Raw genomic sequence first — 11,007 nt, 5'->3', positions numbered from 1 at the left:
GCTCAGGCGGCCCTTGAGTCCGGTGCGGTAGCGCACGTTGTGGCCTCCGCCCGCTGTTGTGCGGCGGCGGGGAATGTGCTCACTGCTCGCGCAGGGAGAAACTCCAGGCCGTCTCACGCGGCAGGTAGGGATTCTCAGACTTGAGCTCCGCGACATGCGTCCCGGACGATGGGGCTGTGAAGGTCTGGTTCCCCGTTTCCCTCTCGTACGCCAGGGCGACCTGCGCGCCAAGGGGATCAAGGATCCGGATGGTCGTTCTGCTGCCGCGCACGACGTAGGTCCGGCCCGCCTCCAACTCGAAGGAAAGGACGTCCACGTCCGAGCCCAACTCGAAGACGCCGGCCGCGTTCACGGGAACGACCTGCGGTGTGGCGTGTTCGGCGTCGTCGCCGTGGTCATCGGTGCTTGCCTGGTCCAACTTGAACGTGAAGTCGTAGGGAATGGACCTCGAGCTGACGATGAACGTGACGAGCCCCGAAGCCGGCGTATGGACGTGCCACAAGCCGTCCTCGATATTCATCATGTAGAGGGGGGCGCCGGAAGTGCGCGTCGTCAGCGTACATGCCCGGGTGCAGGACAGCCGGTAGAACACATCCGCGTCGAGCGGAACCGAGATGGCGTCCAGGTCCGCCTGCTTGTGGATGAGTCCGGTGACGGTTTCCCCCACGTCAGCGAGGGTGGCCGTTTGGGGGGTAGCCCCATGGTCATCCGTCCCCAGGTCGTCGACCCGCACCTCGATGTCGCTCCCCCAGGATGAATTCGGCAGCAGGTGCACGTAGTACGTCCCTGTCGACGCTGCTTCATGGACGATTCGGTTCCACTGAGTCTCCGCCAGCGTCTTGCCGTCCGCGTCCGTGAGCCTGAAGCGCCGCTCATAGACGGCGGGGTGGAAGCGGATGTCGTAGATGTGTCCCGCGGTGGCGAAGAAGGAGAAGACGTCCACGTCGTTGGGGCCGTGGAGTCGTACGGCCACGGGGAGGCCCGCCGTCAGCGGAGTCGCCCCCTGGAGCGCATTGGCGTGGTCATCCTGGCCCAGGTCGTCCAACTGGCACTGGGTGGCCAAGGCCGCGTCGGAACTGCTGTAGACCCGGACGAACCAGGTGTTCGCGACCGGGCTCAGCTGGCCCGCGCTGACGCGTGACGAGTTCCTCGTCGCCCCGCCATTCACCGGGGCGCCCTCGCCATCCATGAGGTGCACCGAGACGTTCTCGCCCTCGCAGGAGAACCGGAAGCCCTGGTTCGGCTCGGTGCGGAAGGTGAAGACATCCGCGTCGTCCTGGAACTCGATCGCGAGCGGGAAGGGGGTGTTCGTCAGCGCGAGCGGCGTTGCCGTGGCGAGCGTATCGCCGTGCGCATCCCGGCCCAGGTCCTCCAATCGGTAGGCATACGTCCCCGACGCACCGCTTCCTCCCGGAGCGGCCACGGTGATGAATCGAGGGGCCTCCTCCGTGGAGACGAACTCCACCCGGGTGCCTTCAGACGTCGTGACGGTCCGCGTCCTCACCTCACGCCCCGAGGCCTCCACGAGGCGCACGTCCACGGGGGCCAGGGTGCCGGCCCGGACGAACATGCGATAGCCATGGCCTGCCGCGGTGGGCATGGCGAAGACATCCCGGTCCGCCTTCGCTCGGAAGGGCGGGTTGATGATGCCCTCTTGGAATTCCACCGAGGGGGCCAACGCCGTGGCGGTCTCCGGGGTGTCACCATGGTCGTCGGGCTGCCGGTAACCGACGATGGCGCAGGTGAGGCCCGCGGCCTGCTCCCAGGCGCTGCAACGGCAGACGGGGGCGCTGTTTTCGGCGACGCAGCGTCCCGCGCTGCATTCCACGTCGGCACAGACGCGTGCGTCCTCTTCGGCGGAGGGGCCACCACAGGCGGCGAAGAGGCCAACGGCCACCAGCGCGAGCAGGGGCGGGAGGTTGTCGGAGCGATTTCGGGGCACTGGGAAGCCTTGGATTGACGGCGGTCGAGCGACTGTAATAACCGAACGCGTGCCCATGCAAACGCTCTCTCGTCCCACCGCGAGGACACTGGTCTTGCTGTCTTTCCTGGTGTCTTGGCCGGCCTTCGCGGAGGTGGAGGAGGCGCGGGACCCGGGCTTTCCTCGCTGGCTCGCCATCTCCGCGCGAGGGGGCTACCTCATGCCAGGCGGGCGCATGGACGGCGCCGCCGAGCCGCTCTACTTGTATGAGATTTACAAGGGGCTCTTCGCCGCCATCGTGGAGCCCACCATCCGGATCGCCTCGCGCGTCGAGGTCGGGCCCTGGGCCCAGTTCTCTCATGCGCAGATGCGCATTCGTTGCTCCGCTGAGCGGACGTGCAAAGGCAGCAACCTGCGCTTCGGCCTCCAGGGGAACTATCACTGGAACCCATCGGGACCCATCGACCTCTGGTCGGGGGTGGCACTCGGCTACGATACGAGCTCGGTCTCGGTGCCCGCGGCGGAAGTCACCTACTCAGGGCCTGACGTCACGCTGCAGGCTGGGTTCGACAGGAATTTCGGCGGGAACTTCTGGGCCGGGCTCTTCGTCGTCGGTACAGGTGGCCAGTACGACAAGCTGGATGTACGCCTGCTCAACGGTTCGGGGAGCGAAACCCTCCGCGAGCGCGCCTTCCATCTTTGGATTGGCTTCGGTTTCCGGGTGCGCGTTGCCGCTCCTCACCCGGCGGTCACGAATTGACGTCGCCAGGTCGAACCCGTCACGCCGTCAGGGGGGCGGGCGTGTCGGACGCGGCGCGCCGCATGGCCTGAGCCTTCCCGTACGTCAAAGAGCGCCACGCCCACTCCACCGGACCGAAGCGGAAGCGTGACAGCCACAGGTGGCTCCACAGCACCTGGACGCAGAAGACGCCCACGCAGATGACGACACAAGCGAAGGGGCCCCGCTTGCCCACCTGTCCCAGGCCATAGCCGTAGAAGATGAGCAGGCTGATGACCGTCTGCGACAGGTAGTTCGTCAGCGCCATGCGTCCCGCGGGCGCGAGCAGTCCCAGCGCCCGCTGCCAGGTGGCGCGCTGGAAGAGCAGGGTGATGCCCGCCAGATACACGCCGGCGAGCCCCACCTGTGCCAGGTTGCGCAGCGGCGCCAGCACCAGGGGCAGCCACACGGGCATCGTCTCCGGCGTGAGCACCTTCTTCTGCATGAGCACCGTCACCACCACGCCGGGCACGGAGCCCACCACCGCGGCCACCAGCCCCCAGCCGAGCAGGCGGCGAAAGAAACCCAGGTGCGAGGGGACGTCCTGGAAGATGCCGCGCCGTCCCGCCCAGAGCCCGAGCGCGAAGCGGCCCAGACAGGTCAGCAGTCCGGCCAGCATCATCGTGAAGAACTCATCGCGGTAGAACCCGGCGCTCGTCTTTGTCACGTCCCACCAGCTTCCCCCGGTGATGGCCGTCAGCATCCGCGCGTGGATGGCGGAGGTCTTCTCGCGGGCCGCGGCCATGACCGCGGCACCGGCCTCGGGTGAGTCCGCCAGGAGTTGCGGCAGCCGCCAGAGGAGGCTCATGAGCAGCGGCCACACCAGGACGAGCACCGCCGCGATGATGAGCAGCGTTCGCTCAGAACGCCGACGCAGGAGCAGCAGGCAGAAGCCCATCAGCGCATAGGAGGAGAGGATGTCGCCGTACCAGAGCAGGAACAGGTGCAGGACCCCCACCACCAGCAAGACTGTCAGCCGCCTCACGTAGAGCGGGACGAAGCCGCCACCTCGCGCCTCGACCCGGCCGAGCTGCACCGCGAAACCCAGGCCGAAGAGGAAGGCGAAGAGGGTGATGAACTTCCCGGAGACCAGCACCTCGAAGGCATACCGGGTGATGGTGTCCAGGAGCGAGGCACTGGCGATGGACGCCTCGAATTGTTCCCGGGACGGGAACACCCTGCCGCTGAACCACATCTGCACGTTGGAGATGAGAATGCCGAAGAGCGCGAAGCCACGCAGCGCGTCGAGCAGCTCCAGGCGCTCACCTGCCTCGACCGGACGGGCTTCGGAGCGCGGTGCGGAGGCATCGGAGGAAGGGGCGGTGGGCATGATGGTTGAACAACGTCATACAGCCACCTCGATTGCGAATTCCTCCGCTTTTGATGCGCGTCTTTTCGCGTCCCAGGAGCGTACGCGAAAAGACATTCATATCCCACAGGCGGACAGGGATTTGGTTACACGCCGATACGCGGGCACACATCCTTCACGATGCAGTCGTCGCATTTCGGCTTCTTTGCGGTGCAGGTGTAACGCCCATGGAGGACGGTGGCGGGGCCGAAGAAGGTCCACTGCTCCTGGGGCACCAGCTTCATCAGGTCTTCTTCAATCGCCTCGGGTTTGTCTTTCTTCGTCAGGCCCAGGCGCTGGCTGACGCGCGCCACGTGGGTGTCGACGATGATGCCGGAGGGGAGATTGAAGGCGGTGTTGAGGACGACGTTGGCCGTCTTCCGCGCCACGCCCGGGAGCGTCACCAGTTCGTCGATGGTGTGGGGGACCTCACCGCCGAACTTGTCGAGGAGCGCGCGGCTCATGGCCTGCACGGACTTCGTCTTCTGCTTGAAGAAGCCGGTGGGCTTGAGGTCCTCCTCCAGCGCGGCGGTGTCCGCGTCGGCGAAGGCCTGTGGCCCCGGGTACTTGGGGAAGACCGTGGCGGTGACGCGGTTGACGCGCTCGTCGGTGCACTGCGCGGCCAGGATGGTGGCGACGAGCAGCTCGAAAGGCGTGGACCAGTTGAGTTCGTAGCGCGCATCCGGATGGGCTTCCCGGAGGCGCTCGAGGAAGAGGGCGGCTTTCTCGGCGGGATTCATGGTGGCGTGACTGAGCACCACCCTACTCGGAGCGTCTGACATGCGCCACGAGCGTTTGGGCGCCGCCCAGCAGGCGCTTGGTCGCGAAAAAGCCGAATACGTCGAGGTCGCGCTGCTTCTGCGCCGCACTGGGCAGGTGAGGGGGCGTGGCTCCCAGGCCGGCAGTCGTCCCAAACATCTTCTCTCTTCATCCCTTTTCGCAGGCCCCCTTGATGAGTCCGAGTGCAACGACAGTTCAGTGGGCAGCCCTTTGCGCGGTCCATGTCGTCCGCTGGTTCGAACCAGGGGTTGCTTCGAAGACAGCCCCCTCGCGGAGAAGGTTCTGGCACTGACTGTGCAGCTCAGACAGGAGCCAGGATGAGACAGTCGGACAAGAGGTGTCTGGGTGTCAGGCCTGGCGAAAGGGGTGGGACATGTGCAGCGAGCATTCACCTATCGAGCGGCTTTGCCGCGTTCCTCCAAGTCCAGAACTCCGGAGCAGGATGAAGGAGCGTTTCCAGGGTATCCAGGCCGTATCGGAGAACCTCTTTGGCCGACGGCTTCTCCTTCGTGAGACGCACGCCATGGGGTTGAACGACGGCCTCATCATCCCAGGCTCGTATTTCCCGCTGGGGACCGGGCCGAATCGGGTCCGCAGCTTCGCCCTTGAGCGCCAGCCACTTCGGGGGCAAGTGCGCGTCATCGTCGTCCTCGTCGACTTCGAAGACAGGCCCATGAATCGAAGCCGGCAGGAATTCGAGGACCTGTTCTTCTCACAAGGGAAGATCCAGACAGGAAGTGTGCGGGAATATTTCGAGGAGGCCAGTCATGGGCTCGTCGACATCGTGGGGCAGGTCGTCGGTCCGTATCGCATGCCTTGCAAGCTGGCCCAGTACGCTGGGAACGGTTCGGGCACTGACAATCCGGAGCCCAACGCGCGGACCATGGCGAGGCATGCCGCCGAAGCCGCGGCCAGCGTGGACTTCGCGCCCTACGACAACGATGGAAACGGCTTCGTCGACGCGTTCATCGTGGTCCACTCAGGCGGTGGCGCGGAGCAGACCGGCAGCGCTGGTGACATCTGGTCGCACAAGTGGGTTCTTGTCGGCGGGGAACACAATGCGCAGGGGGCGAAGATCTTCGGGTATTTGACCATCCCGGAGGATGCGAAGATTGGCGTCTGTTGCCATGAAATCGGGCACCTCGTGTTCGGCTGGCCGGACCTGTACGACGCGGATGGCTCCTCGGAAGGGCTCGGGAACTGGTGCTTGATGGCGGGTGGAAGCTGGAACAACAAAGGCGATGTCCCGGCCCATCCATCCGCTTGGTGCAAGGCCAGGCAGGGATGGGTCTCCATCGTCAACTACACCGCCAACAAGAGCGTGAACTTCGCTGACGTCAAGACGGAGCACTCGGTGCACAGGCTTTGGAAGAACGGGGTGCCGGGCTCCGAGTACTTCCTGGTCGAGAACCGCCAGCAGAACCAGTACGACAGATTCCTGCCGGGTTCGGGACTGCTCGTGTATCACGTGGATGAGTCCATTCCGGACAATACGAACGAAGTCCATCCCAGAGTTCGCTTGGTTCAGGCGGATGCCTTGGAGGACTTGGACCGTGCCGTCAACCGGGGCGACGACGGGGATCCATTCCCAGGTCGCTCTGGTAATGCTCGCTTTGATTTCAACACCCATCCGAGCTCCCGTTCGTATTCCGGGCGTGACAGTTGCGTGTCCATTTCCGACATCAGCCCTTCCGGGATGACAATGACGGCTCGTGTTGAAGTCAACAGGGCACAGAAAACCAGAGACGTCCTGCAGCAACTTGTCAATGACTGGCCTGAGTGAGCACGCGGTGCTGGCCTCGAGGGATGACGCTTATGGTGCAGATTCAGGAGAACTGGGCCGATGTGAGGGGGCAAGTCCTCTCATGGCGTCAGCAGAGTGACGTTCTACACCATGGTCTTCTCGAGCTCACCGTCACACACGTGCAGGCCGTCGAGGGCTTCGCCAATCTCTCAAGGGGCATCGAGGGCTCGACGATTCGAGTCTATGTCCCGGCGGAGCCGGGACAGGCTCGCGAATTGGCGGCAGGAGATTTGGTCTCCTGCCGCATTCGCAAGACTCAGCACGCTCGGTACTTCTCGCGCCCGGGGCGCTTGGAGGTCCTCCGCCTCACGGATACCTGAGCCACCGCGGGGGGCGCCTTCGCGCGCTATTGCTCGACCAACAGGTCGATGAAGCGCCGCACCTTGGCTGGCAGGTGACGTTTGCTCGGGTAGAACGCCATGATCCGGACGACCTCCGTCTCGCATGACGGCAGCAGCGCCTTGAGGCGTCCACGCGCCAGGTCTTCGTCGACCAGAAAGCTGGGAAGAAAGGCGATGCCCAGTCCCGCGACAGCCGCGTCCCGGATGGCCTCGCCGCTGTCGAGCCGTAGGCGGCTTTGACCCTCCACGGTCACATAGGCGCCGCCCTTCGGGCGCAGTCGCCAGCGCTGTCGTCGCGCCCGGCTACTGAAGAGCAGGCAATCATGCGTCGCGAGCTCCTCCAATGTCTGGGGTTCGCCGCGCGCGGCCAGGTACGAGGGGGCGGCGCAGACGAACACCCGATGTTGCGCCACGAGCCGGGACACCAGTCGCGTATCGGTGCTGGTGACATTGATGCGCACGGCCAGGTCGTAACCCTCCTCGATGATGTCCGCGACGCGATCGGTGAAGCTCACCTCCACCTGCACGTCGGGCCAGGTCTGCAGATATTTCTTCAGCACGGGCAGGACATGCAGTCTGCCGAATGCGTCGGGCACGGTGATTCGCAAGACGCCCCGGGGCGTGCCCGTGTGGTCTCCAACGCTGGCTTCCGCATCATCCAAAGCCGCCAGGACTTGTTGGCAATGCTCATGGAAGACACGGCCATCGTCGGTGAGACTCAGGTGGCGCGTCGTGCGATTGAGCAGACGCACCCCCAGGCGGGATTCCAGCCGGGCCAGGGCCTTGCCAGCCGCCGAGCGCGTCAGCCCGATGGCTCGGCCACCGCTGACGAAACTGCCCGCGTCCACGACGGCCATGAAGGCGAAGATCTCATCCAGATGGGCGCGTTTCATGGCGGGCTCTTGATTGTAGCCCTCCTGTCGCTGGAGTGGGGAACGCCGTTCGTCAGTGGGCTCGGTATACGCGTCCGGCAATCGCTCCTTTCCTCAACCTCACTCATTGGAGAGCACCCATGCCTGTCACCCTGATGAACCCCGAAGGAATGATGAAGCCCGACGTGTACCGGAAGGTGGCGGTCGCCACCGGCAGCAGGCAGGTGCACATCGCAGGGCAGGTCGCGTACGACGCGGATGGGCAGCTCGTCGCACGAGGAGATCTGGCTGGGCAGGTCGCGCAGGCCTACCGCAACGTCGCCATCGCTCTCGCGGCGGCCGGTGCGACGTTCAACGACGTCGTTCGGCTGACGATTTACGTGGTCGACTGGAAGCACGAGCGGATGCCGGACTTCCTGGCCGGCATCGAGCAGGTCTCCAAGGAGTTGAACATCGTGCCGGCGCCAGCCTCGCTGATTGGTGTCTCCGTGCTCTTCGAGCCGGGCGTCCTCGTCGAGATTGAAGCCACGGCGGTCGTGGATTGACCCACGCCGTACCCCGCCATCGGGCGTCCCTCGGTCGATGAATCGACGGGCGCTCGATGGTGGGACTGCATCCACGACTGACGGCACGTCGCGGCGGTCAATGGCTCACAGCCGGTGTGAGTGGCCATTGCCCGGGGCGGAGCGTCTGCCCCCCGTCGTCGCCCCTGGACGTCATCCGCCCCGGGGCGCCAGTTGTTGAAGCAGCCGCACTGTCTCCGGCGCAGCCAGTGAGGGCGCATACGCCGTGAGCGCGACGCCGGACACCACGCGGGTGATGTTGTGGTCCACCTTGCCGGGCTGGGACCAGACGGCTCCGGAAGGCGCGGTGATGTACGCGGAGAAGGTGTGGTGGCCGGTGCCGGGCCGTTCGCCAATGACGTGGATGAGGCCCCGGTGCCGGGCCGCGTCCTCCATGCCCGCGTACAGCGCTTCGCCCACGCGGTACCCCGCGCGCACGCGACCGGACGTGAGCACCAGATGCTCTGGAGCAGGCTGGTACCCGGCGGCAATCAGCGCCGCGCGCAGTGTCTCCAGATAGGGCGCGAGCTGTCCCTCGTCCATGATGGCCAGTGCGTTGAGCCCGTCGGACACCATCAACTGCACGTCATACCGTCCCGCATGGCGTGCCCTCATCGCGCGCACCGCCTCCAGGGACGAGGCGTCGAGCTGCTCGCCCGTCTCCGGGTGGAGGATGTACTCCGTCCGGTCTTGCGACTTCGACACCAGCCGCACGCCCTCCGGCACGGCGGTGATGAAGGCGGGCGTCAGCTCCGTCCACAGGCTCTTCTTCGAGTCCACGTAGACGCGGCGCAACTCCGCGTCCAGCGCGGGTTCCAGGTCCCACGGGTGCGTGCCGTGCCCACGCGCCATGGGCACGCCGCGCGCACGAATCGCCGACAGTTGCTGCTCCGCGTCCGCCCGGATGTCCGCCTCCGGCCGGCTGTCGCCCTTCGCGCGCAGGTACTGGAGATAGACCCAGACCGGGTCACCGAAGTGGCGAGTGGGCTTGCCCTCCGCGTCGATGACGCCCAGGCGCTGGAAGAAGGCCCACATCCGGTCATCCACCTTGTAGCCGAACTGCTCGCGGATGCGGACGTGGTCCTGGAACCCGGTGGTGAGGTAGCCCAGCATCGGGTCGTTCTTCGTGGGCAGCGACATGAGGTACGCCGGATTCGCCGGCATGATGCGCTCGATGCACCAGTCCAGGTCGTCCAGTGACACGTCCATGTGCAGCGTGGAGCAGATGTCCAGGCCAATGGTGAGCCCGTGCAGCTTGCCCATGGCGATGTCTTCCAGGCAGCAGCGCACCAGCTGTTCACGGGTGCGGAACACCTCCGGCCCGATGAAGCCCGCGACGTCGTTGAGGTGCACCCATGGCGCCGCGCCCTGCCGCGCCCGGGCCACACGTTGGGACAGGGCCCTCGCGAAGCCGTACTTGCGCGACTCGTGGAGGACCATGTCGTAGCCGTGGCCATGGCCGTTGGTGAAGTCCGCGCCCTGGCCCGTCTCGAAGTAGAGCCCGTAAGGCCCCGTGCGCCCGTCCGCGTAGGCGAGCATCTTCTCCACGGAGATGTCGAAGGTCGCGTTGGCGCTGTCGCTGCCAGCGATGCTCTGGAACCAGACGCCCGTGGTGCCGGGCTGCCGCCGCTCCACCTCCGCCTGCACGTCGATATGGGACAGCACGCAGTGGGGAAGCACGTCCGTCAGTCCGAAGGTCACCAGCACCTCGAGCAGGGCGGACTCGATGGCGGCCACGGACTCCGGCGTGGAGGACACCGGGTTGCATCCCAGCACCACGTCACCCACCGCGTATGAGAAACCGTCGAACACCTGCCAGCGGATGTCGTCCACGTTGTCAGTGGGCGAGTTGGGCTGGATGCGCGCCCCCATGTAGCCCCGCGCGCCCACCTTGCTGCCTGGTAGTGGGTTGAACACCTTGCTTCCCAGCGCGATGAGCTCCGCGTCACTCATCAGTTTGACGACGCAGCCAATGGTATCGCTGCCCAGCCCGGGGCCGATGGCATGAATGGCCGCCTCGTCGGACTCCAGCAGGAACTTCCTCAACCGTCCCAACGTCCAGTCCGCCGTAAGCGTCGCCGCCTGCGAGTCCTCGGCCTCCAGGCTCAGTGCGTGCAACGCATCCTGGTGCAAAGGGTGTCGCCGCACGTCCTCCAGCCGCGTGTGCCCCAAGAGCCTGCGCGCATTCGCACGCGAGTTCTCATCCGCGGCGGCGACGCCCACGAGCGCGTCGCCTTCCTTGAAGGTATTGGCCGCGCCCAGCACCTGCTTGTAGAGCGTGTCGTCGAAGGCGCCCCGGAGCCGCTGGACGTAGCCGAAGACGTCCTCGCCCGACTTCACGTCTGGGATGTAGACGCCTTCCGGCGTGGGGTTGGACGTCGGTTTTCTCCGGCAGCCCAGAACGGAGGCGGCCGCGCCTCCCACCATCGCGGTCAGCACTGCGCGTCGGTGCAGTAGGAACCTCGGGTCCAGGTGCATGGTTCTCCCTCACTCAGGACTTGCATGGCGGAAGGGAACACCCCTCTTCCCGTCGCGCACAAGCAGGGCCCGGGTGGTGCAGCGTGTCGCTGTAGGGCACCCAACGGAGGGCTCCGGCCAGG

General features: G+C 65.8%; 8 protein-coding genes. 3 read left to right on the top strand and 5 right to left on the bottom strand.

Annotated elements, in window-relative coordinates; genetic code table 11:
- Window positions 1-79 precede the first annotated feature (79 nt).
- Window positions 80-1,942, bottom strand: a complete 1,863-nt coding sequence (locus FMQ63_RS10145) for a hypothetical protein (RefSeq protein ID WP_225909233.1) — start codon at window positions 1,940-1,942, stop codon at window positions 80-82.
- Window positions 1,943-2,156: 214 nt separating this feature from the next.
- Here FMQ63_RS10145 and FMQ63_RS10140 point away from each other — a divergent pair, with 214 nt between their 5' ends.
- On the top strand, window positions 2,157-2,681 hold the full coding sequence (locus tag FMQ63_RS10140) for a hypothetical protein (protein ID WP_225909234.1): 525 nt from the start codon (window positions 2,157-2,159) through the stop codon (window positions 2,679-2,681).
- 19 nt (window positions 2,682-2,700) lie between these two features.
- Here the strand turns inward: FMQ63_RS10140 and FMQ63_RS10135 are convergent, their stop codons facing one another.
- A complete protein-coding gene (locus tag FMQ63_RS10135) occupies window positions 2,701-4,029 on the bottom strand; it encodes a DUF418 domain-containing protein (protein WP_011553197.1) in 1,329 nt (442 codons plus the stop codon).
- 125 nt (window positions 4,030-4,154) lie between these two features.
- Complete coding sequence (gene nth / locus FMQ63_RS10130) at window positions 4,155-4,787, bottom strand: endonuclease III (protein ID WP_011553198.1); 633 nt, start codon at window positions 4,785-4,787, stop codon at window positions 4,155-4,157.
- 482 nt (window positions 4,788-5,269) lie between these two features.
- On the opposite strand from nth, the gene FMQ63_RS10125 reads away from it, so the two are divergent.
- A complete protein-coding gene (locus FMQ63_RS10125) occupies window positions 5,270-6,610 on the top strand; it encodes a M6 family metalloprotease domain-containing protein (RefSeq protein ID WP_020478575.1) in 1,341 nt (446 codons plus the stop codon).
- Between the two features lie 367 nt (window positions 6,611-6,977).
- On the opposite strand, the gene FMQ63_RS10115 is transcribed toward FMQ63_RS10125, so the two are convergent.
- A complete protein-coding gene (locus FMQ63_RS10115) occupies window positions 6,978-7,865 on the bottom strand; it encodes a LysR family transcriptional regulator (protein ID WP_011553201.1) in 888 nt (295 codons plus the stop codon).
- 119 nt (window positions 7,866-7,984) lie between these two features.
- On the opposite strand from FMQ63_RS10115, the gene FMQ63_RS10110 reads away from it, so the two are divergent.
- Window positions 7,985-8,389 carry a RidA family protein gene (locus FMQ63_RS10110; RefSeq protein WP_011553202.1) on the top strand — a complete coding sequence of 135 codons (405 nt, stop codon included), beginning with the start codon at window positions 7,985-7,987 and terminating at the stop codon, window positions 8,387-8,389.
- A 171-nt stretch (window positions 8,390-8,560) separates the two neighbouring features.
- Here the strand turns inward: FMQ63_RS10110 and FMQ63_RS10105 are convergent, their stop codons facing one another.
- Complete coding sequence (locus FMQ63_RS10105; RefSeq protein ID WP_020478578.1) at window positions 8,561-10,885, bottom strand: ethanolamine ammonia-lyase; 2,325 nt, start codon at window positions 10,883-10,885, stop codon at window positions 8,561-8,563.
- Between the last annotated feature and the right edge of the window lie 122 nt (window positions 10,886-11,007).

The sequence above is a fragment of the Myxococcus sp. CA005 genome (assembly GCF_006518205.1).
GTDB classification, from domain to species: Bacteria; Myxococcota; Myxococcia; order Myxococcales; family Myxococcaceae; genus Myxococcus; species Myxococcus xanthus.
Note: the sequence above shows the minus strand (reverse complement) of the source record. Positions and strands in the feature narration are given on the sequence as shown.

What these genes read in the sequence shown, in the direction of transcription:
- FMQ63_RS10125 (WP_020478575.1), top strand. Translation starts at nt 5,270, where the DNA reads ATGAAGGAGCGTTTCCAGGGTATCCAGGCCGTATCGGAGAACCTCTTT.
- nth (WP_011553198.1), bottom strand. Translation starts at nt 4,787, where the DNA reads ATGAATCCCGCCGAGAAAGCCGCCCTCTTCCTCGAGCGCCTCCGGGAA.
- FMQ63_RS10115 (WP_011553201.1), bottom strand. Translation starts at nt 7,865, where the DNA reads ATGAAACGCGCCCATCTGGATGAGATCTTCGCCTTCATGGCCGTCGTG.
- FMQ63_RS10135 (WP_011553197.1), bottom strand. Translation starts at nt 4,029, where the DNA reads ATGCCCACCGCCCCTTCCTCCGATGCCTCCGCACCGCGCTCCGAAGCC.
- FMQ63_RS10105 (WP_020478578.1), bottom strand. Translation starts at nt 10,885, where the DNA reads ATGCACCTGGACCCGAGGTTCCTACTGCACCGACGCGCAGTGCTGACC.
- FMQ63_RS10140 (WP_225909234.1), top strand. Translation starts at nt 2,157, where the DNA reads ATGGACGGCGCCGCCGAGCCGCTCTACTTGTATGAGATTTACAAGGGG.
- FMQ63_RS10110 (WP_011553202.1), top strand. Translation starts at nt 7,985, where the DNA reads ATGCCTGTCACCCTGATGAACCCCGAAGGAATGATGAAGCCCGACGTG.